Here is a 19800-nt window from a genome sequence, read left to right as displayed (position 1 = left end):
GATGGCGCATACGGGCGCACAGCGGTTACGTGCTACTCTTCGACGTCGTTCGCCTCTCGGCGCCGGTCCCGTGGCTCAGTGGGAGAGCGTCCGCTTCACACGCGGAAGGTCGCTGGTTCGATCCCAGCCGGGACCACTACCATTACTGCAACTAGGCCTTTAAACAAGGCCCATCGCTAGGGCGGTGTACGTCCGGGCTTCATGGGGTTGACCTCTCGTGGAGAACGACGGGGAGGCGTGTCGGGCCACGCAGCGAGCTGTTGTTGGACCACGTTGTGGGTCCTGTGGTTGAGATTCGTGACACGCGGCCGACAAGTTGACGGAGAACGGCCCCTGCCTCTATGCGTGCGAGGGGCGCTCCTAGGCATAGGTGCGAACCGTAGTCAAAGCCGACGTGGGTCCGTGGGTTTCTGTCCGCGCGGAAGGTGCTGGGGTCGTCGAAGGCAAGGGGTCCCGGTTGGCCGCTCCGAAAGACATAAGCACACGTGAACCTGAGGAGATGGTGACGTCACCGATTTGATAGTCAGCACGGGTGTAGCGGTAAGGGGTTTTGAATGGGACTGGTATAGCGGAGCCGGCTGCGGCAACGCCGTGACCGCAGATGTGCGAAGCATGGAGGATTGCGCGTACCTCGCCGATGGCGCCTGAGACACGCTGGGCGGCATCGACTTGCTGTTTAATATCGGTGGGTTACGCCCCGCTGCGGATGTTCGCCGACACCTCCGCCGATGACTGGTTTGACGTGATGCGTACCAATGTCATCAGCGTCCACCAACTGATCAAGTCTTGTCGCACTATACCTCCGAAATCGTGGGGCAGCCACGGACTGCCCTCGGCGCCTATTCCTTTATTGAGTATTGAGGCCGTGCTGTCGGAGAGCCTCAACGCCTGGCGCGCCGAGCATCCGCGGTTTCGGTTCTGCTGCGTCACGGTGGGAGGCACCGTCCCGACGGAGTTCACTTCGGCGTTTGACCCCGACCTACTGGGGGTTGTCGTCCAAGATTGGGTCGCACGCGGTCTGCTTCAGGAGCAGCTGATGACGCCGGAGGATGTCGCCGACGTGCTGGCGGGTGTTTTCGCGAGCGCGCTGAACTTTTCCGTCGTCGGCCTCGAGCAGCCCGTCGTTCGTCCGCCGTCATCGATGCGTAGGGCAGTGACGACATGACAGCGCAAGTCCAATCAGCGTGGCCCGATCACCCCGAATATCGAATCGAAGCGACTCCGTGCCCTTACACCGGTCAGGTGTGGTTCCGCGATGTACTCGTCGCCGAAAGTGACCACTGCCTCGTGGTCACCGAGACCGACCACGACGACCGGCTGTACTTTCCCCGAATCCGATGTGCGGTGGGACCTCTTCGTGCCGTCGGACTACAGCACGGTGTGTCCCTTCAAGGGCCGAGCAAATTACTGGGCGTTGACTAGTGCGGCCCCGGCTATCGAAAACGTGGTGTGGGCATACCGAACCCCGTTGCCGGTAGGTCGTCTCGATCGCCGGGCACGTCTCGTTCTACGCGTCGTCCTTGTAGAACACTGGCACGATGGCTCGAAGGTTCCTGTCACGTTCCCGCTTTGGGGAGACGCCGACGAGCTGCGCAGGTTGATCGATGTCTAGCCCATGAGCAACGGCCGTTTCATTGGGCCGGCCCATGGACCTACTCGTCGCAACGTTGTCGAGGGTGGGCAACTGCTCGCGGAGTCCATCGTTGCGGCATCGAAAGTGATTCCAGAGCAAAGAGTTACGTCGGGGTCGATGATCTTCACCAAGGCGGCATCATTCGATGCGCCGGTGGACCTAACCGTCGATGTTCTTCGCCGCGGCAGAACGTTCTCGTCGGCCGAAGTCCGCGTGAATCAGCACGGCGTGCTGCGCACCGCGGATATTGTTCTCGCGGACTCTGGCGCCAGCGAGATAATGCGGGACACCGAGCGGATGCCGGACGTGCCGGGACCCGATGCGGCGGTGGCCTTTCCGGGCTTTGGGATGACCGGTCGCGAAATCCGGGTTGTCAACGCTGCCTACGATCCGGACCCCGACCGGGTCGGTCCGCCAGTGATCAACGCGTGGGTCCAATTTCGTAATGCGCCGCGCGCACCCTACCTACAGGCCGCGTTGCTTGCTCAGTCGACGACCCACTGGACCATCGCGGCTGGCATGCTGCCGCATCGTGGACTGGGCGAAGCTCGCGCTCACATCACCCTTTCGACGGGAATCATGAAGGTTACCATAGCATTTCACGAAGACGTCGATATCGCGGGCTGGTTGCTGTACACCAACCACGCTTTCTGGTCGGGGCGCGGGCTCGTGCAAGGCGATGGCCGGGTCTTCAGCCAGGATGGTCGGCTGGCGGCGTCATACACGATCCAGGCAATGGTCCGTGAATTCGCGACCGATCCTGCGGTTATGGGTCACGACAGCCGCACCGCTATGTGATCGGAGTCGTAGACGACGAGCCCTTGCTTCAGCGCAGGCCGTTGATGGCAAATTTCTCGACGTAGGCGCGGACGGTTTTCGGCTTCGTCATATCGAAGCTCAGCCCCTGGTTGACCGTCGAGAAGGAGTAGATGATGCGCGCCAGCCACTCGCTGGCCGCTGTGACGTTGACCCCGGTGCCGACTTCGCCGCGTTTTTGCGCGTCATGCACGTAGGGTTCGAGAAACTTCGTCGTGCGCCGCACTGTGCTGTCGCCATCGGAGACCATGTGGCGCATGAGTTCGGAGTCATCGGCCATCAGTCGGTTGCGGGTGCGGTGCTCGAGGAGGATTTTTGCGTGGGTTTCGGCCATAGCGCCGAGTTTTTCGGCGAGCGTGGTCTTGTTTTCCATCGCCGCGGTGACCTCACGGTAAAAGCGTTGGGCACCATGCTCGATCGCCGCCTCGATGAGCACGTCGCGGTCCTCGAAGTACCGATAGATGGTGCCCCGAGAGACCTTGGCCATCCGCGCCACGTCCTGCACGCTCGTGCGATGAATGCCCAATTGTGTAAAACACTCATTGGCGGCGTCGAGTATCTGGTCGTGCCGATCGAAGTCGTCGGTGACCGTCACTTCGCCAGTTGCTCGATCAGTCGACATATCACTCCTCCGCGGACGATAGCTAAAAACTTCAGCTCCTTATGCTACGTGACACGCGGTGTCTCGTTGGCGAAGCGCGCACCGGACAAGCCGTCAGCCCAGGAATGTGGTTTTGGTGTCGAGATATTCCATAATTCCCGCGCGCCCGTTCTCGCGACCAAAACCGGATTGTTTCATCCCCCGAACGGGGCGTGCGGTTGCAGCGTCCAGGTGTTGACACCGACGTTGCCCGCCCCACGGTGCGGCTCACTCGCAACGCCCGGCCGACGTCGCAGGTGTAGACCGCGGCTGCCAGGCCGTAGGTGGTGTCGTTGGCCAGCCGAATGGCCTCGTCTTCATCGTCGAATGGGATCACGCACAATACCGGTCCGAAGATTTTGTCTCGAGCCACCGCCATCGAGTTGTCCACGTTGACCAGCACTGCCGGCGCTACGAAATTGCCGGCCGTCGGTGGTTTTTCGGCGCGGCCCCCGCCTGCCGCGATTTCAGCGCCGTCACTGACCGCGCTGTGGATGTGGCCGAGCACCCGGTTCATGTGTTGCGGGCTGATCATCGGAGCCGCTGACACCGCGGGGTCGAAGAAGTCGCCGAAGGTCGCGGCCGCGGCGAAGCCGATCAGGTTGCTCACCACATCGTCGTACACGTCGCGGTGCCAAGGTTCGCGACTGACACACGCACACCTAACCCGACAGCCCCAAAAACGCGTTGCCCGCGGCGATCCCAATAGCCTTGCCCAGGTCTGCGTCGGCGAAGATCACCGCCGGGCTTTTACCACCCAGCTCTAACGAAACTCGCCCAATTCGGGCACCGACGGTAGCCGTGATCGCACCACCCACGGCCCGGCTGCCGGTGAATGAGACTTTGTCCACCCGAGGATCGTCGACCAGCGCCTTCCCCACCGGATCGCCGGGTCTGATCACCACGTTTAATACCCCGTGGGCAGATCGGCCTCGGCGATCAACTCCGCGATCCGCAAGCTGACCAGTGGGAACAGTTCCGAGGGCTTGGCCACCAACGTGCAGCCCGCCGCGAGGGCCGGCGCTACTTTTCTGGGCGAACAGGCTCATCGGGGCATTCCACGGGGGTCAGCGCAGCGGTTGACGATGAATCGACGAAGCGGCCCTTGGGCCGAGGCCCACTAGGCAGGGGTCGACGATATGCAACTATTGAACAATAGGACATATAATGTTATATTGTTATATAGCAGCAAGGAGTGGTCTTGTCTCGCTTGGAAGACAGATACGCGCTAGTCACCGGCGGAGCTCAGGGTTGGGAGGGGCGATTGCTGAGGAGTTGGCAGGCTTGGGTGCCCACGTCATGATCGTCGATCTGAACGAGGAGAAGGGCCTGGAGCGCGTAGAGCGGATTTTTACCGACCGCGGGCGGGCCTGGTTCATCAGGGCCAATATTGCCCACCCCGACGCGATTGAAGCCGCTGTGCGTCAGGTAGCCGACACCGGGGAAGGGCGTATAGACGTGTTGGTCAACGCCGCGCAATTCTTCGCTATGCCCCAAGGCGCTGGAGTTGGTCACCGATAAAGATTAGGAGCTCTCGGAGGCGACCGGGCCCAAGGCGACATTTCGGTTCATGCAGCTTTGCTTTCCTTTTCTGAGAGAGTCGGGGTGGGCGTCGGTGCTTAGCTTTGTGTCGGGGTCTGCCCTTGCCGGCATTGCGTATACCGCTCCCTATTCGGCGGCCAAAGTAGCGGTGGCGACGCTGACCAAGGTCGCCGCCAACAGAGTGGGCTCGCTACCACATCCGAGTCAACGCGGTGTGCCCGTTTGCTCTAAATGAGGCTCGGGAGAAGCTGGTCGGCACTGCTGCCGGAGTCGATCCAGCGCATGAACGCCGCCAAGAATATCTTGGCGTGGTGGTCAATATCGTTGCGGCCGTTGGCTATACGTTGGTGGCGTTCGACCGGATCAGTTGGCAGGTGGCCGGCGTCATCGCGGCCAGCTCGCTGGTGGGCGGGTGGGTCGGCGCCCGGTACGGGCGGCGGTTGTCGCCGAACGCGTTGCGTTTCACGATTGTGGCTGTTGGCGCGGTGGGCCTGTATCGCCTGTTCGCGGTGTAGTCAGCTGCGGGTGGCGGCCGCCGCGGCCGCGATGACCTCGCGCATGTCGCCGCGCTGTTGCCATACCGGCGCTGCCGCACCGCGCCGTTGTCGTCGGCCAGCAGCTGCTTGAGTCCGGCGGTGACGCGGTCGTACTCGCCGAGTTGCTCCAGCGCCGGACGAACCCGGTGCACCAGCGCGTCCAACTGCCGGCGGGCTGGCACGGCCGCGTAGTCGTGAACGGAGTCCAGCAGCTGGCCGGCCAGGCCGTCGTGGGCGGCCTTCCAGTACGCGGCGCGCAATGCCGCCAGCGGCAGCAGCCGGTTCCCGTCGTCGCCGCGGCCCACCGAGTCCAGCGCCGTCATCACGGCGGCCCGAATCAACGTGGTCAGCAACACCGTGTCGTCGAACGTCGCAGGCACGTCGGCCACCCGCACCGCGACCGTCGGGAAGTTCGCCGATGGCCGCACATCCCAGTAGATCACCTTGTGATCGAGGATCACGCCGCTGTCGACCAGCATGCGGACGGTGTGGTCGTACTGCTCGGGCGAGCCGAATACCCGCCCGTGAACGGATCTTGAACGCCGCATATGAACTGTTCAGCCGGCGTGGCATCCGTGCGGTCGGCACCGATGAGGTGATCGAGCGGGCCGGAGTGGCCAAGGCGACGTTGTACCGGCATTTCGCCACCAAGAACGCCCTCATGTTGGCCGTGCTGGAGCGCCGCGAGCAGATCTGGACACACGGGCTGATCGAAGCGCAGTCCGAATGCCGCGGCGCCACCCCCGAGCAACAGCTGCTGGCGATCTTCGACTTGATGCACGAGTGGTTTCAGCTCCGCGACGGCTATGAGGGCTGCTCATTTATCAACTTTATCAACGTGCTGCTCGAGTTGGGCGCCGATCACCCCGCCGGGCAGGCCTGCATCGCGCACATCGACCACGTGCGCGACATCGTCCGTCGCCGCGCGCAGGCCGCGGGACTCACCGATGTCCAGGACTTCGCGTCGTCCTGGCACATTGCTGATGAAGGGCGCGATCGTGCTCGTCGCCGTTGGCGATCTGAATGCCGCCCGGCGCGCCCAGAAGATGGCGGTGTGGCTAGATTGAGCAGCACCGCCCGGCCCAGGCCACTCAGATCGTCGAGGCAGCCGGTTAGCCCCGGGGTCAGACGGGGTCGGCCGCGGTGCTTCCGGATTTGCGTTCGTGTTCGTCCTCGAGTTCGGCGATCGCGCGGGAGGTGCGCTCCCGCAGCAGGATTGCCGCGGTGCCGCCGATCACGATCGCGACGACGAGCGCGACCCAGGAGAACCGCTCCAGCCATCGTTCCGCGGCGATCCCGGCGAAGTAGACCAGTGCGGTCGTGCCGCCCGCCCAACAGATGGCGCCGGACACGTTGGCCGCCAGGAAACGCTGGTAGTGCATCTTCAGCGCGCCGGCCAGTGGCCCGGCGAAGATCCGCAACAGCGCGATGAAGCGCCCGAAGAACACCGCACGGATCTTCCAGCGGTCGAACAGGCGCTCGGCCAGCATCACGTGCCCCGGGCCGAAGTGCCGGGGGAGTCGCCGGCTGAGTTTGTCGAACAGCGTCATGCCGAACCGCCGGCCGATCGAGTACCCGATCGAATCGCCGATCACTGCGCCGATCACTGCCGAGGCGCCGACGCCGACCGGGTTGACCGCCAGGTCGTGGTGCGACGACATCAGCGCAGCGCTGACCAGGATGATCTCGCCGGGAAGCGGGATGCCCAGGCTTTCCAGCCCGACCACGCCTGCGACCACGAGGTATACCGCGAGCGGCGGGATGGACTGCAGCAAAGCCTCGGCGTTCATGGGTCAAGGATGCCTGACCGCTGAGGGCTCCTCGCCGCAACGATCGCGGTCGGTGCCCCCGTCGGTGGTCTGTCGCAGCCGCCGCGCCGCGCGGTCACCGGCGCCAACTGCGGACGTTTCGGCGACCGCTCGTCGGACGGGGACAGCCCGCGCATCCGGCGCCAAACCCAGGGAAAGAAGTTGTCGCGTCCAGCGCAGCTTGCCGTGGGCGCCGTCGGCGATGGACAGCTGCGCACGTGACGGGTCCCGAGCGCTACCGGTGGTCGTTCATGATCATACGGGGCCTGGTGGTGATCGGCGTGATCTGCAACGAGCTGATTCGGGTACCGCAGCCGCCGAACTTCCTTGGCGCGGCGGGCGACACGCGGCAACCGGCCAGCGTGACTTCCGGTTGAGGAGCTGCCTTATCGATACGTGGTGGTGGAAGGCACCGTCGTCGAGACGACCATGCCGACTCCGGTGGACGTGATGGAATCCATCGCCGTTCGATACCTCGGTGCAGAAGGCGGACCGGCGTTCGTCGAAAGCTTGGAAGGCCACGAAAACGTGTTGTTCACCATACGGCCGGACCGTTGGCTCAGCGCCGACTTCTCCGACGAGCTCTGAGCCGTGCGCCGCTAGGCGGGGTAGCGGCCGTTGTCGTCGAAGCGGCTTACGCGTCTCGACTGGCCATGGAGTCGGCGGCCTGGGCGACGCGCTGCTGCGCGGTCAACAAGAGGTGGTCGAAATCCGACTGCGACGGCAGCCGCTGGCCCGCGCCGCGAAAGTCGTCGCAGATTTGTTCGGCGAGCAGGCGCAGCTTGATGTTCGCTTCTTGGGAGAGCCATTTCAGTAGTTCGAAGGCTGCCACGTCGCCTATGCCGTAGATCAGCATCAGCATCCCTTTGACCTGCTCGATGACGGCGCGCTGCTCGGTGATCTCGGCGAGCTTCGCGGTGACGAGGTCTTCGCCTGCCTGGTCCAACGGCGAGACGTCGACATAGAACCCGTGCGTCCCGATCACCCCACCTTTGTCGTCGCGCAGCTGATCGCCGACCACCACGACATGATGCACGTGCCCGCCGGTGTCGATGATGCGATGGCGAGTGCTGAACGCCTGGTGCGTGTCCAGGATTTCGTCGATGGCGACTTGCCCGCGATCATCCGGGTGCTTGTGCGACAACACCAGTTCGGTGGTCGGGGTGACCGTGCCGGGCTGGTAGCCGTGCATCTGCTGCACCTGTTCGGACCATTCCCAGCGCTGGTCGGCAAAGTAGAACCGAAACCACCCCGCCCGTTGCGGTGCTCCGCCGGCGAGGGCTTGTTCGACGTCGGCCGATTGGCCGTTCAGGTCCCGACTCATCGCGGACTTCGTCTCCTCAGATGCAGTTCGCCAGGTCCGGCCGGCCACGCTCGCCTGCGCGCGCCGACCCGGCCGGTTACGGCGGGGGCGGGGTAAGGGAGCTTGCGAAGCCGCGGTGTGGGCTCGAGTGGCGCTGGGTATTCAGCGCCGAGGTCGGTTTTGATCATGTCACAACCATCGGCGCAGGCTCCGTGACCAGCGACGGGTGGCGCCGAGCGTGCGGCTGGTGCCTCCCGTCGCTGGTCCACCACTTTTGTCAGGCGTTGATCACCCCCCGTTGTTCGACGTGGTTTTCAACGTGGCCATCGATGACGTGGTGTGCCCCGCCGCGATTGATCGCGATCTTGCGCGGCTTGGCCTTCTCGGCTACCGGGATTCGCAGGCGCAGAACACCTTCGGTGCAAGACGCCTGGATTCGGTCGGTGTCGAGGTTGTCACCGAGCACCAGTTGCCGGCTGAACACACCACGCGGTCGCTCGGTGGCCAGCATCTCCTGGTTGGGGTCCAGCGTCGGGCGCTCGGCCCGCACGGTCACCACGTTGCGCTCGATGTCGATGTCCAGCGAATCGCCGTTGATGCCCGGCACGTCGAACTCAACGATGAACTCGTCGCCCTGGCGCCAGGCATCCATCGGCATCGCCGCGGGACGCGCGGCCGTGCCGAACACCTGTTGAGCGAATCGGTCCAGTTCTCGGAAGGGGTCGGTGCGCATCAACATTGCAGTCATCTTTCCACTCCAATCTGTTGCCCTGAGTCAGAATATCTATGCCGTGAGGCATAGCTTTTATATAACATTCTCGCAAGATGAGTGCAAGTATGATAAACAGGTTTCCTATGCGAGTGAGTGAGGAGGTGTGCTCGATGGCCGATCTCTCCGGCGATGCCGGTGCGCCGGCCCCCGATCACGGCGTGTACGGCATTTCTGTCGCTGCCGAATTGTCCGGCGTCCCGGTCCAGTCGCTGCGGCTGTACGAGCGTTACGGCCTGCTCACCCCGGCTCGCAGCCAGGGGGGCACCCGCCGCTACAGCGCCGACGACCTGGCCCGGCTGCGGCGCATTAGCACGTTGGTCGACGCCGGGGTGAACCTGGCCGGCATCGCCCGAATCCTCAACCTCGAAGACCACAACGCTGAACTGTCCGCGGCGAACACCGATCTGCGGTCCAGCAACCGCGAGTTGCGCAAGGCCGCGAAATCCCGCGCCCAGGAATCGGCCTAGACCGGGTTGGTCAGGCGACCACGCGGAACCGCCGGGCGCTCGGGTCCGCCGGATCCGGCAGCGTCATCCCCGCCTCGACACCGGAACGCAGATAGTCGATGACGGCGCCGTTGAGACGCTCACCTGGCACCACCGCGGGAATGCCCGGAGGATAAGGCGTGATCTGCTCGGCCGAAATGCGTCCGGCGGCGGCCTCGGCGGGCACCATCTCGGTCCGGCCGAAGAACGCGTCACGCGGCAAGCAAACGGTCTCGAGCTCAATGTCCTCGGGCGCCGGTAGGTTGATCGATGCCGGGCGCTCAAAGTCTGTTGCGGCCCGGCGCTATTGGTCATCGCCGTCAGCATGCGGTCCGCAGTGTCTTTGTCGTCGGCGAACGACATGGTGGCCAGGATGCGGCGGTGACCGCTGATGCCGAGGTCGAGGCGGCAGTGTTCGCGCAGCCAGTCGGAGGCCTGATACCCCGACGTCCCGGTCCCGGCGATGTCCATCAGGACCTGCGTCGTGTCGAGGCTGCAGGACGCCTCGGCGCCAAGCAGCTCGTCCTCGAGCACCTTGACGTCGGGGATTTCGGCCAGCCGGCCGCGCAGGTAGCGGGCGAGATCGAGTTCGGCGCTGAGCAGTTCGTGACCGTGCTCGACCATCTGGCGCCGCCAACCGTCGAGCGCCGCATAGACCATCACGTTCGGGCTCGTCGTCATCAACAGGTCGGCACACGCGGGCAACCGTGTCGGGTCGACCAGATCGCCCTGCAGATGAAAGACCGAGCCTGCTCGAATCTGGCACCCATCTTGTGCACGTTGACCACGCAGACATCCGCCCCCGCGTCCATCGCCTGCAGGGCGGGTTCGAGCATCGCGAAGTCGCTTCGAATCGTGGCCCAGCCATCGACCACCAGCACCACGTCGCCAAACTTGTCTTGACCCAGCGGATCTTGAGCCGCGACATCCGGAGGGAGATTAGCCAGCTGAGCCTTGCGCTGGCAGAAGTCCCGGCCCGATGGTTCGCGGATCGGATTCCATTGGGACGGCAAACGCCTGACGTCGCTGTTCCACCTGGTTGCCGGATCTGGCAGCGATGACGACCATGGAACCCGCGACAACCGTGTCCAGTCAGGCGGTTTCACTAGCGACACTGACCGACTGCCTGCGGCAATTCGACATCGCCGTGGACTCGATCGATGTGATCAGTTAGGGTGCCCGACTGCATGACCCCGGCCAGGTCGGGGCGGCATACGATGCGGTGCTCGGGGCCCCTGCCCGCTGTCGCCCGCCGATTGGCGTGGGTGGCGGTACGGATGGATCCCGCGCTGTGCCCGCAAGCCGTGCGGCACCGTGGTGGCGGCTGGGCCGGGACGGTGCGCACTGCGGCGACGGCGACCCGCCGCAGTGCCAACCGGCTATCCGACGCCGGCCTGGACAACCCAGATCATGACGGCCGGTGAAATCGCGGAGACCGCGCTTGAACTAACGCATGGGTTAGAAACGAGTGAATTGGGCGAATCATGGTCTGCCTGCGGCAAAGACCGCCTGCAGGTACGCAGCTTCGCCGTCCGGCCATCGATGCTCACCAATTCGGGCCTGGGTGCGCTGTGGCATTCGACCCCGGTCACGGCGCCATCCCGATATTGCAACCCGGTCGCCTGGGCGCGCTTGACGGAGATGTTTGCCCGGGACAAGACGTTGCCACGTACTACTGATTCGAGCAGCGGCCGTGTCGCACCGATCATCGGCCGCGGGCCTGACTGGTCAATTCGTCGCGCTCGACGATCACCACTTGGCACGCAAAGTCAGCGAGGACCCGGGCAGCGAACAACCCAGCGACGCTGCCCCCGAGCACGCAGGCAGTGTCGAACAGGATTCGCGGGCTGGGTGGGCGGATCGGCGTTGACAAGCTGGTCGAACACGACACTGGCGCTATGTGACATCAGTTCGGCCCCGCCGATATCGGATGTGCGGCAATCATTCTGGCTTCCCCTGTGCCGTGGTTGGCCCTGCCTACTTGACGGTATCCACCCGGGGGGAGCACGACCAGCGCAATGCCATGAGCGTTATCGATGGCACCCATCGAAGATGCTGATCGGCGCGCGAGCCACCACCGAGCAGCTGAGAGCTTATGACTCCCAAAGCGTTTCGATCGTGTGCTCAGTCCAGTCGGTAGCGGATGAGTCGGGAACTGTTGGCAACCACGGCAACCGACGACACGTTGTGCAGGATCGCGGCCAGCATGGGAGACAGCACCCCGCCCGCGCCGATGATCAATCCGGCGGCGTTGACAGCGATCGACATGCCGTAGTTCTCCCGGATCACGTCGACCGCGCGGGCGCCGAGGTCTCGCACGTCGAGCAGGCGATGCAGGTCGTCGTTGGCGAGCGCCACATCGGCGGTCTCGACCGCGACGTCAGTGCCGGCCAACCCCATCGCGATCCCGATGTCGGCCGCGGCCAGCGCCGGCGCGTCATTAATACCGTCGCCGACCATGCCCACGATGTAGCCCTGGCTCTGCAGGTCGCGCACCACCTTGAGCTTGTCTTCCGGCAAGACCTCGGCGCGCCACTCGTCGATCCCGAGCTCGTCGGCGACCACCTGCGCGATGTCCGGGTGATCTCCGGTGAGCATGACGATGCGGCGAATCCCGTTGGCGCGCAATTCCTTGAGCACCGCGGCCGCCTCCGGTCGAACCTCGTCGCGCAGCCTGATCAGGCCCACCAGCGTCCCGTCCACCGCCAGCAGCAGCGGGGTCTCGGCCTGGCGCCGCAACTTGTCGACCCAATCCTTCGCCTTCTTGGAGACCTTGACCTTTTCGTCCTGCAGCAGCGACGGGCTGCCCAGCAGCAGGGTCCGGCCGTCGGCCCAGGTTCGCATGCCCAGGCCGACCAGCACCTCGCATTCCTCGTGCGGCGGGATGGTGATGTGTCGTTCCTCGGTGGAGCGGATCACCGCCTCGGCCAACGGGTGGCGGGAATGGATCTCCGAGCTGGCGGCATACGCCAGCACCTGCTCGGGCTCCCAGTCCTTGTGCATGGAAACAATATTCGTGACCACTGGCCGCCCGACGGTCAGCGTCCCGGTCTTGTCGAACACGATCGCGTCGACCTGCCCCGCCTGTTCGAGGTGGGATCCGCCCTTGATCAGGATACCGCGCCGGGCGCCGTTGCCGATAGCGGCGCTGATCGCGGTCGGAGTGGCCAATCCGACCGCACAGGGGCAGGCGATCAACAGCATGGTCATCGCGCGCCTGACGTCGCCGGTGATCGCCAGGGTGATCGCCGAGACGATGAACGACGTGGGAACGAAACGGCGGGAGAAGTTTTCGCCGACCGTCTGGATGGGTGCCCGATCGTGCTGCGCCTCCTCGACACGGCTGATGATCCGGCCGATGGTGGTTTGGTTGCCGACAGCCTCGGCGCGGACCACCAGCCGTCCGCGCACCACGACGGAACCCGCGTGCACGTGCGCGCCCACGGCGATGCTCACCGGCAGGTTCTCACCGGTGATCGCGGACTGGTCGACCACGGCCTCGCCGTCCACCACCTCGCCGTCCACCGGGATGGCGACGTGGTCGTGCACCACCACCTCGTCGCCGATCTTCACGGTGCCGACCGCCACCTGCACCTCGGCGCCCTCATCCGGTCCGTCGGTCAGCCGGACCCAGGCGGTGTCCTGGTTGCCGCGCAGCAGCTCCGAGATCGCCCGGCGGGTGCGGCGCAACGTCAGATCCTGCAGGTATTCCCCGATATTGAGCAGCCAAAGCACGGTGAGCGCGACGACGTTCTCGCGCAGGATCAGGCTCGCCACCGTTGCCGCGGAGACCAGCGCGTCTGTGCCCGCCCTGCCCGACCGCAACGAACGCAGCGCGCCATGCAGAAAGGGATAGCCGGTAAAGATCGTAACCCCGGTGGCGACCACCCGGCCGCTGGGGCCGAGCAGCGGCGGCCGGGCGAACACGTAGCGGCGGATCCCGAGCAGGCCCAGCGCGACACCGCCGATCACCATCCGCACCACATCGGAGTTACGGATCTCCGACGAATGCGGATCTCGGACCGGGATCAGTTCGGCGGCAATGTGTTCGGCACCGCTGATGGCGGCCAGCACCGCGGACCGGTTGCACCGGAGCGGCGAATACCAGACCACGACCGAACCGGTGCGCGGGTAGGCGTGCACGGCACGCACACCGGTCTGTTTGGCGACGGCCTCCTCGACCCCGACGGCGCGGCGCGGGTTGGCGCGAACCCAGTGCACGGCCACTCGCATCCGGCCGGCCGCATCCGAAAGGATGGTGAGCGAGGGTTCTTCGGCGATTGCGACGTCTTCAACGATCGCGAGACTCATGAACGGCGATCAGTGCTCGTGATCGTGGGCGTCGCCGACGGTGGGGGTGGGCGCTTCTTCGCCGATGCGCTCCCGGGCCTCGGCCATCACGTCGGCCAGCTTCAGCCGCGCCGACTCGGCGGCCGTCTCCGCCTTGCGGGTTCCGCGCAGTCCCAGCTCCGCGGTCGCCACCGCGGTTTGGTGCAGCGGCGCCTTGGCCACGGCTTTGCGGACCACCTCGTAGGCCGTCACGCCGACTAAACCGGTGATAACCGTTCCCGCTGTCTTCGCCAAGAGCCCGTACACCGCCATCACCTGGTCCTTTCTTCATCGGGACGGGCGCGAAATCTATTCCGTGGTCTGGTGTTGTCGCGCCGTCCAACCCATGTTTACACGAAAGCTAACATTGATATATTGCGATATCAAGATTAATTTGGTGGTTGGTCAGAGCACGCGAGTGACCTTCTCGGTCTCGACGCGGCGCGGCAGCGCACCTGGGTCAGGGTTCGCTACCTACACCAGCGAGGACCCGACGGCCATGATCGCCAGCAGCTCGTCGACCAATTCGGCGGGCTCGGTCCACGCCGCGGTGGAGAGCACGCGGTCGTTGGCGGTCAAACCCCTTGCCGCCGCCGAGTTTTCGCAGTCCGCCAGCACCTCGTCGATCGATCGGCCAGCCAGCGCCGGATCCGGGTGGGGTTCGGGGATGATCTGGTCGCCGTGCACGCGCACCGCGGTGGCGTAGTCGGTGACACCGATCGGCAGGTCGGGTGCCGGGCGGCCGAACGGATCCAGCGACAACACCGCGACCTCGCCGCCCGGCTCGACCGCCGCGTCGGCCTCGTCCAGCCGGTCGGCGGTGCAGAGCCCCAGATCGGCCGGCCCCGTCAGCACCGCCTCGGCGCCGATCCACCAAGCCCCGGACAACACCACGGCGGTCTGCCAGCGTGCCGGCAGCAGGATCGCCACTCGACTGCCCGACGCCGCGCCCAGCTCGTCGCGCAACAGGTTGCCGGTCTTGGCGGCCCAGTTGGCCAGCGTCACCGCGGACAACTCGATGCGCTCGCCGGTGGCATCATCGTAGTAGGTGATGCGCGGGCCGACCGAGTCGCCGCGCAGCTTCGGGTCGAGGATCGCCCCGGACAGCGTGCTTAGTCGATGCACTCCGGTTTGTCGCTGCCGGCCGTGAGGATCGGCGACGGCGGCGGCACATTCGGGTCGGTGGCCGACTGGTCGGTCACCCGGGCCGGTGCCGTGGTCGAGCCGGACAAACCCGATCCGGGCCCGGTGTAGTCGTCGGCCAGCACCACCCGCACCGAACCCGGCGCCAGCGACGCATCGGGGACGACCGGCAATCCGCCCAATTCCTTGGAAACCTGCTGGGCCCCCATGTCGTCGGGCTTGTTGGCGCGCACCTGGCTAGCCTTCACGTGGCCCCCGTCGTTGTTTCCGACCGGGCCGGTGCTGAAACCCTTGGAGCTCAACACATCCGAGACCGCGGCGGCCAATCCGTTGATGTCGGTGTCGTTGACCACGCTGGCGGTGGTCTTGGCGGGGGTGTAGGCGACCTCTTCGGTCTTGCCCTGATCCTGCTCGTGCAACAGGCTGGCCACCCAGTCCTGGACCTGCCGGGGGTCGACCCGGACCACGCTTTGCATGCCGTCGTCGCTCCAGCCCGCGCCGTCGAGCACCGGGATGGTGGCGAACGCGACGTTGCCGCCAGCCAGTTTCTGCAGCTGCTGGATGAAATCCATCACGTCCCAGCCCTGGGAGAGCACCACCGAGCGCTGCACCGCGGCTTGCAGCCGCTTCATCGTGGTGGGGCTGGACAGCGTGTGACCGGAGATGACGCGATGGGCCAGGGAGGCCATCACGACCTGCTGGCGCACCACCCGGTCCAAATCGCCGCGCGGCAGCTCGTGGCGCTGGCGCACAAAGCTTAGCGCCTCGGCCCCGTTCAGCCGCTGCGGGCCGGCCGGGAAGTCGGCGCCCGAAAGCGGTTCGTTTACAGCGTCTTTGAGGCACACATCGACGCCGCCAAGCGCGTCGGTGATCAACGCGAAACCGAGCAGCCCGATCTCGGCGTAGTGGTCGACGGTGACACCGGTGAGATCGGCGACGGTCTTGATCAGTGCTTCCCGCCCGGCCTCGATTCCCTGGGCGGCGGCATCGCCGGGCGGATCGCCGGCCTTGACCAAGCTGGCTCGCTTGGCCTCGCGGGTCTGGCCGTAGACCCCGTTGATCTTCGTCTTGCCCAGGCCGGGGGCCGTCACGTAGGAGTCGCGTGGAATCGAGATGGCGGTGGCCGACTTCCCGTTGTTCGGTATCCGGACCAGGATGATGGTGTCGGTGTTGGTGGCTTCCTCGTCGCCGGCCCGCAACGTCGCCAACTCCTCGGGGGTCAACGGGTTGCCGTGGGCGTCGGTGCGGCTGTCCAGGCCGACCAGCAGGATGTCGATGGCGCCGTCGTCGCCGCCGTGGCCCAACGAAGGTGCGGACATGTGGAAGATGCCGTCTTCGAACGACCGTACGTTGTTCCAGGCCACGCCGGTGCCGATGACTACGGCGACGGCCAGCACAGTGGCAGCAACACGAACCACACGTTGCACAGGCATCCCACTAGGTTACTTGCGGCACACCTGCTTCTCGAGTATCCGACCCCGGCGTGCCCGGGCGTGACCCGCACTTTCCCGGGCATGCCAAACTCGAACCATGTCGGACAGGATCGTCATCAGCGGAGCCGGTGGGAAGCTGGGCGGTTGTCTGGCCGCTCAAGCCACTGACCAGGGTCGCGACGTCCTGGCCCAAACGTCGAGCCAGTGGGACATCACCGACCCCGCCGCCGCCGAGGCGATCGTCAAACCGGGCGACGTCGTGATCAACTGCGCCGCCTACACCAACGTTGACGGCGCCGAAAGCGATGAAGCTCGGGCGTATGAGGTCAACGAGGCCGGCCCGGGACACATCGCGCGGGCGTGCGCGCGGGCCGGCGCCCGGTTCATCCACGTCTCGACCGATTTCGTGTTCGCCGGTGATTTCGGCGGTGCCGAACCGCGCCCCTACGAACCCAGCGACGAGACCTCGCCGCGCGGCGTGTACGCGTGCAGCAAGCGCGCCGGGGAGGTGGCCGCGCTGGCGGCGCTGCCCGAGACGGTCGTCGTCCGCACCGCCTGGGTCTACACCGGCGGCGACGGGACCGATTTTGTCGCGGTCATGCGCATGCTCGCGGTCGGTGACGGCCCGATCAAGGTCGTCGACGACCAGGTCGGCTCGCCGACCTACGTCGCGGACCTGGCGACGGCCTTGCTGCAGATCGTCGATGACGACGTGCCCGGCCCGATCTTACACACCGCCAACGAGGGCGTCGTCTCACGATTCGGATTGGCCCGCGCGGTGTTCGAGGAGTGCGGCGCCGACCCGGGGAGGGTAAACCCGGTGAGCACCGACGACTTCCCGCGCCCCGCGCCGCGCCCGGCCTACTCTGCGCTGTCCAGCGGGGAGTCGGTGGCCGCCGGCATGGCGCCGCTGCGGCCGTGGCGCCCGGCACTAGTCGCCGCACTCGCCGCGTCGGACGACGCGGTCGCGGCCGGTCGACGGATAACCTCTACGCGTGACTGACGTCCTGCCGGTCGTGACGGTGACCTACTCGCCGGGCCACCACCTCGAACGTTTTCTCGCGTCGTTGTCGCACGCCACTGAACGTCCGGTGAGCGTGTTGCTCGCCGACAACGGCTCCACCGATGGCACCCCGCAGGTGGCCGTGGAACGCTACCCGAACGTCCGGTTGATCAGCACCGGAGCCAACCTCGGCTACGGGACGGCGGTCAACCGCGCGATCGAGCACCTGTCCGGCCGGGGCGAGATCGACGACTGGGTGCTGGTGGCCAATCCGGACGTGCAGTGGGGGCCGGACAGCATCGATGCCCTGCTAGACGCGGCGACCCGCTGGCCGCAGGCCGGCGCGCTGGGACCGCTGATCCGGGATCCCGACGGATCGGTCTACCCGTCGGCGCGCCACCTGCCCAGCCTGATCCGCGGCGGCATGCACGCCGTCGTCGGACCATTCTGGAAGAACAACCCGTGGACGGCGGCCTACTGCCAGGAGCGGCTCGAGCCCAGCGAGCGCTCGGTCGGCTGGCTGTCGGGATCATGCCTGCTGCTGCGCCGCTCGGCATTCGGCCAGATCGGCGGGTTCGACGAGCGCTACTTCATGTACATGGAAGACGTCGACCTCGGCGATCGGCTCGGCAAGGCGGGCTGGCTCAACATTTACGTGCCGTCGGCCGAAGTGCTGCACCACAAGGGCCACTCCACCGGACACGATCCGGGCAGCCACCTGGCCGCACACCACCGGAGTACCTATATCTTTCTGGCCGACCGACACGCCGGGTGGGGGCTGGCTCCGCTGCGCTGGACGCTGCGGGCATCGCTGGCTCTGCGCTCCCGGCTAATGATCCGCAGTTCGCGTCGGCAGCGAGCCGGAAAACTGGCAGAAGGGCGGCGCTGAATGACACTCTTCTCGGTCGATGCGGTGATCCTGGTCGGCGGCAAGGGCACCCGGCTGCGGCCGCTGACGCTGTCGGCGCCCAAGCCGATGCTGCCCACCGCCGGGGTGCCATTTCTGACGCACATGTTGTCGCGCATCGCCGCGACCGGTGTCCGGCACGTCATCCTGAGCACCTCCTACAAGGCCGCGGTGTTCGAAGCGGAGTTCGGCGACGGCTTGCAGCTTGGCCTGGAGATCGACTACGTGACCGAAGAGGAGCCGTTGGGCACTGGCGGCGGCATCGCCAATATCGCCGACAAGCTGCGGCACGACACCGCGATGGTGTTCAACGGCGACGTGCTCTCCGGCGCCGAGCTCTCCGCGCTGGTGGAATCCCACCGGGCCAACGAGGCCGACGTCACGCTGCACCTGGTGCGCGTCGGTGACCCGCGCGCGTTCGGTTGCGTGCCCACCGACGAGAACGACCGTGTGCTGGCGTTTCTGGAGAAGACCGAGGACCCGCCGAACGACCAGATCAACGCCGGCACTTACGTTTTCGAGCGCAAAATCATCGATCGGATCCCGCGGGGCCGGCCGGTGTCGGTCGAACGCGAGGTGTTCCCGTCACTGCTGTCGGACCCCGACGTCAAGATATGCGGCTACGTCGACGCCAGCTACTGGCGGGACATGGGCACCCCCGACGACTTCGTGCGCGGCTCGTCGGACCTGGTGCGCGGCATCGTCACCTCGCCGGCCCTGGGCGGCCAGCACGGCGAGAGGCTGGTGCACGACGGCGCGGCGGTGTCGCCCGGCGCGGTGTTGATTGGCGGCACGGTCGTCGGGCGCGGCGCCGAGATCGGTCCCGGGGTGCGGCTGGACGGCGCGGTGATCTTCGACGGTGTCAAGGTCGAGGCCGGCAGCGTGATCGAGCGCTCGATCATTGGCTTCGGCGCCCGCATCGGTCCCCGCGCGCTGATCCGCGACGGAGTGATCGGCGACGGTGCCGATATCGGTGCCCGCTGCGAACTGCTGCGCGGTGCCCGGGTGTGGCCGGGCGTCTCCATTCCTGACGGCGGGATCCGCTACTCCAGCGACGTTTAGCCTTTGCGTCTCGTGCCGAACGTGACGGCGCCATCACACTCGGCGGGTGGTGGCCCGCGAAACCAGGTGAGCCAGCGCGTAATCGGTGCCCGGCGGCAGCGCGTCGACCGGCCACCAGCGCAGGTCCTCGGATTCATCGCTGATCGTGATCTGTGCGTCCGACGGCGCATGCGCGACGAATTGCAGGTCCAGGTGCCGGGTCGGCAGGCCCAGCGAGCAGGTGCACGATCGCCGACGCGGTGACATGCCCCGGTTCGCACTCGCGGCGGCAGGCGTCGGGGCGGCCGAGGACGAAGGCCAGCACGGCATGCCGCAGCGATTCCTGCACCGTGTCGGGCGCGTGCCAGTAGGACAGGATCGAGATGGCCGACTCGCGGATACTCATCGG

22 protein-coding genes, 1 tRNA gene and 7 pseudogenes are annotated in these 19800 nt (G+C 66.0%); 16 read left to right on the top strand and 14 right to left on the bottom strand.

Going from position 1 to position 19800, the window contains the following annotated elements:
* Window positions 1-64 precede the first annotated feature (64 nt).
* Window positions 65-136: transfer RNA gene (locus FQ389_RS06095), tRNA-Val, on the top strand.
* A 63-nt stretch (window positions 137-199) separates the two neighbouring features.
* Here the strand turns inward: FQ389_RS06095 and FQ389_RS19235 are convergent.
* A pseudogene (locus FQ389_RS19235) lies at window positions 200-574 on the bottom strand (cytochrome P450); the annotation flags it as partial.
* Window positions 575-685: 111 nt separating this feature from the next.
* On the opposite strand from FQ389_RS19235, the gene FQ389_RS06085 reads away from it, so the two are divergent.
* Genes FQ389_RS06085 through FQ389_RS19225 form a run of 4 tightly spaced genes read left to right on the top strand, consistent with a single transcriptional unit; the run spans window position 686 to window position 2431 of the window.
* Window positions 686-1165 carry an SDR family oxidoreductase gene (locus tag FQ389_RS06085; RefSeq protein WP_144206371.1) on the top strand — a complete coding sequence of 160 codons (480 nt, stop codon included), beginning with the start codon at window positions 686-688 and terminating at the stop codon, window positions 1163-1165.
* A complete protein-coding gene (locus tag FQ389_RS22185) occupies window positions 1162-1422 on the top strand; it encodes a DUF427 domain-containing protein (RefSeq protein WP_407662774.1) in 261 nt (86 codons plus the stop codon). The genes FQ389_RS06085 and FQ389_RS22185 overlap by 4 nt, the downstream gene beginning before the upstream one ends.
* Window positions 1340-1612, top strand: a complete 273-nt coding sequence (locus FQ389_RS19230; protein WP_407662773.1) for a DUF427 domain-containing protein — start codon at window positions 1340-1342, stop codon at window positions 1610-1612. The genes FQ389_RS22185 and FQ389_RS19230 overlap by 83 nt, the downstream gene beginning before the upstream one ends.
* 3 nt (window positions 1613-1615) lie before the next feature.
* On the top strand, window positions 1616-2431 hold the full coding sequence (locus tag FQ389_RS19225) for an acyl-CoA thioesterase (protein WP_260860538.1): 816 nt from the start codon (window positions 1616-1618) through the stop codon (window positions 2429-2431).
* A gap of 28 nt (window positions 2432-2459) precedes the next feature.
* Here FQ389_RS19225 and FQ389_RS06075 read toward each other — a convergent pair whose 3' ends face one another.
* The 4 genes and pseudogenes from FQ389_RS06075 to FQ389_RS22170 all read right to left on the bottom strand — a co-directional run.
* The gene (locus tag FQ389_RS06075) at window positions 2460-3044 is read right to left on the bottom strand and encodes a TetR/AcrR family transcriptional regulator (RefSeq protein ID WP_260860537.1); all 585 of its coding nucleotides are present in this window, start codon (window positions 3042-3044) and stop codon (window positions 2460-2462) included.
* A gap of 58 nt (window positions 3045-3102) precedes the next feature.
* Window positions 3103-3795, bottom strand: a complete 693-nt coding sequence (locus tag FQ389_RS06070) for an aldehyde dehydrogenase family protein (protein WP_144206369.1) — start codon at window positions 3793-3795, stop codon at window positions 3103-3105.
* Complete coding sequence (locus FQ389_RS22175) at window positions 3752-3994, bottom strand: aldehyde dehydrogenase family protein (RefSeq protein ID WP_407662771.1); 243 nt, start codon at window positions 3992-3994, stop codon at window positions 3752-3754. The genes FQ389_RS06070 and FQ389_RS22175 overlap by 44 nt, the downstream gene beginning before the upstream one ends.
* Before the next feature lie 2 nt (window positions 3995-3996).
* A pseudogene (locus FQ389_RS22170) lies at window positions 3997-4110 on the bottom strand (aldehyde dehydrogenase family protein); the annotation flags it as partial.
* Between the two features lie 146 nt (window positions 4111-4256).
* Between FQ389_RS22170 and FQ389_RS21165 the strand changes: the two are divergent.
* The 4 genes and pseudogenes from FQ389_RS21165 to FQ389_RS06055 all read left to right on the top strand — a co-directional run bounded on the left by FQ389_RS21165 (window position 4257) and on the right by FQ389_RS06055 (window position 6283).
* Window positions 4257-4610 carry an SDR family oxidoreductase gene (locus FQ389_RS21165; RefSeq protein WP_313901959.1) on the top strand — a complete coding sequence of 118 codons (354 nt, stop codon included), beginning with the start codon at window positions 4257-4259 and terminating at the stop codon, window positions 4608-4610.
* A gap of 49 nt (window positions 4611-4659) precedes the next feature.
* Window positions 4660-4866 (top strand): hypothetical protein, encoded by a 207-nt coding sequence (locus tag FQ389_RS19215; protein ID WP_260860535.1) that lies wholly within the window; start codon window positions 4660-4662, stop codon window positions 4864-4866.
* A gap of 20 nt (window positions 4867-4886) precedes the next feature.
* Window positions 4887-5146 (top strand): annotated as a pseudogene (locus FQ389_RS19210) (TSUP family transporter); the annotation flags it as partial.
* A gap of 553 nt (window positions 5147-5699) precedes the next feature.
* A pseudogene (locus FQ389_RS06055) lies at window positions 5700-6283 on the top strand (TetR/AcrR family transcriptional regulator).
* Window positions 6284-6291: 8 nt separating this feature from the next.
* Here FQ389_RS06055 and FQ389_RS06050 read toward each other — a convergent pair.
* Window positions 6292-6957 (bottom strand): DedA family protein, encoded by a 666-nt coding sequence (locus tag FQ389_RS06050; RefSeq protein WP_144206367.1) that lies wholly within the window; start codon window positions 6955-6957, stop codon window positions 6292-6294.
* Window positions 6958-7193: 236 nt separating this feature from the next.
* On the opposite strand from FQ389_RS06050, the gene FQ389_RS17760 reads away from it, so the two are divergent.
* Window positions 7194-7352 (top strand): hypothetical protein, encoded by a 159-nt coding sequence (locus FQ389_RS17760; RefSeq protein WP_186296286.1) that lies wholly within the window; start codon window positions 7194-7196, stop codon window positions 7350-7352.
* 22 nt (window positions 7353-7374) lie between these two features.
* Complete coding sequence (locus FQ389_RS06045) at window positions 7375-7563, top strand: hypothetical protein (protein ID WP_144206366.1); 189 nt, start codon at window positions 7375-7377, stop codon at window positions 7561-7563.
* Between the two features lie 46 nt (window positions 7564-7609).
* On the opposite strand, the gene FQ389_RS06040 is transcribed toward FQ389_RS06045, so the two are convergent.
* A complete protein-coding gene (locus FQ389_RS06040; RefSeq protein WP_144206365.1) occupies window positions 7610-8299 on the bottom strand; it encodes a PAS and ANTAR domain-containing protein in 690 nt (229 codons plus the stop codon).
* A gap of 256 nt (window positions 8300-8555) precedes the next feature.
* Window positions 8556-9017, bottom strand: coding sequence for an Hsp20/alpha crystallin family protein (locus FQ389_RS06035; RefSeq protein WP_144206408.1), 462 nt, complete (start codon window positions 9015-9017; stop codon window positions 8556-8558).
* Between the two features lie 143 nt (window positions 9018-9160).
* Between FQ389_RS06035 and FQ389_RS06030 the strand changes: the two genes are divergently transcribed.
* Entirely contained in the window at window positions 9161-9517 is a 357-nt protein-coding gene (locus tag FQ389_RS06030) for a MerR family transcriptional regulator (protein ID WP_144206407.1), read from the top strand.
* A 10-nt stretch (window positions 9518-9527) separates the two neighbouring features.
* On the opposite strand, the pseudogene FQ389_RS06025 reads toward FQ389_RS06030, so the two are convergent.
* Window positions 9528-10350: pseudogene (locus tag FQ389_RS06025) on the bottom strand (Orn/Lys/Arg family decarboxylase); the annotation flags it as partial.
* 372 nt (window positions 10351-10722) lie between these two features.
* Here FQ389_RS06025 and FQ389_RS17755 point away from each other — a divergent pair.
* Window positions 10723-10959 carry a type VII secretion protein EccE gene (locus tag FQ389_RS17755; protein WP_313901958.1) on the top strand — a complete coding sequence of 79 codons (237 nt, stop codon included), beginning with the start codon at window positions 10723-10725 and terminating at the stop codon, window positions 10957-10959.
* 700 nt (window positions 10960-11659) lie between these two features.
* Here the strand turns inward: FQ389_RS17755 and ctpC are convergent.
* The 4 genes and pseudogenes from ctpC to FQ389_RS05995 all read right to left on the bottom strand — a co-directional run bounded on the left by ctpC (window position 11660) and on the right by FQ389_RS05995 (window position 16440).
* Window positions 11660-13846, bottom strand: a complete 2187-nt coding sequence (ctpC, locus tag FQ389_RS06010; RefSeq protein WP_144206362.1) for a manganese-exporting P-type ATPase CtpC — start codon at window positions 13844-13846, stop codon at window positions 11660-11662.
* 9 nt (window positions 13847-13855) lie between these two features.
* A complete protein-coding gene (locus FQ389_RS06005) occupies window positions 13856-14137 on the bottom strand; it encodes a DUF1490 family protein (RefSeq protein ID WP_144206361.1) in 282 nt (93 codons plus the stop codon).
* Window positions 14138-14269: 132 nt separating this feature from the next.
* Window positions 14270-14989 (bottom strand): annotated as a pseudogene (locus FQ389_RS06000) (TIGR03089 family protein).
* Complete coding sequence (locus FQ389_RS05995) at window positions 14977-16440, bottom strand: LCP family protein (RefSeq protein ID WP_144206360.1); 1464 nt, start codon at window positions 16438-16440, stop codon at window positions 14977-14979. The pseudogene FQ389_RS06000 and the gene FQ389_RS05995 overlap by 13 nt, the downstream one beginning before the upstream one ends.
* A 97-nt stretch (window positions 16441-16537) precedes the next feature.
* On the opposite strand from FQ389_RS05995, the gene rfbD reads away from it, so the two are divergent.
* The 3 genes from rfbD to manB are packed head-to-tail and all read left to right on the top strand — an operon-like array spanning window position 16538 to window position 19412.
* The gene (gene rfbD, locus FQ389_RS05990; protein ID WP_144206359.1) at window positions 16538-17443 is read left to right on the top strand and encodes a dTDP-4-dehydrorhamnose reductase; all 906 of its coding nucleotides are present in this window, start codon (window positions 16538-16540) and stop codon (window positions 17441-17443) included.
* On the top strand, window positions 17436-18332 hold the full coding sequence (locus FQ389_RS05985) for a glycosyltransferase family 2 protein (protein WP_144206358.1): 897 nt from the start codon (window positions 17436-17438) through the stop codon (window positions 18330-18332). Before rfbD ends, FQ389_RS05985 begins: the two co-directional genes overlap by 8 nt.
* Window positions 18333-19412, top strand: coding sequence for a mannose-1-phosphate guanylyltransferase (manB, locus tag FQ389_RS05980; protein ID WP_144206357.1), 1080 nt, complete (start codon window positions 18333-18335; stop codon window positions 19410-19412).
* Window positions 19413-19445: 33 nt separating this feature from the next.
* On the opposite strand, the pseudogene FQ389_RS05975 reads toward manB, so the two are convergent.
* Window positions 19446-19797: pseudogene (locus FQ389_RS05975) on the bottom strand (hypothetical protein).
* Between the last annotated feature and the right edge of the window lie 3 nt (window positions 19798-19800).

Source organism: Mycobacterium tilburgii (assembly GCF_902168065.1).
Classification (GTDB): Bacteria; Actinomycetota; Actinomycetes; order Mycobacteriales; family Mycobacteriaceae; genus Mycobacterium; species Mycobacterium tilburgii.
This window is presented reverse-complemented; position numbering and strand designations above follow the sequence as displayed.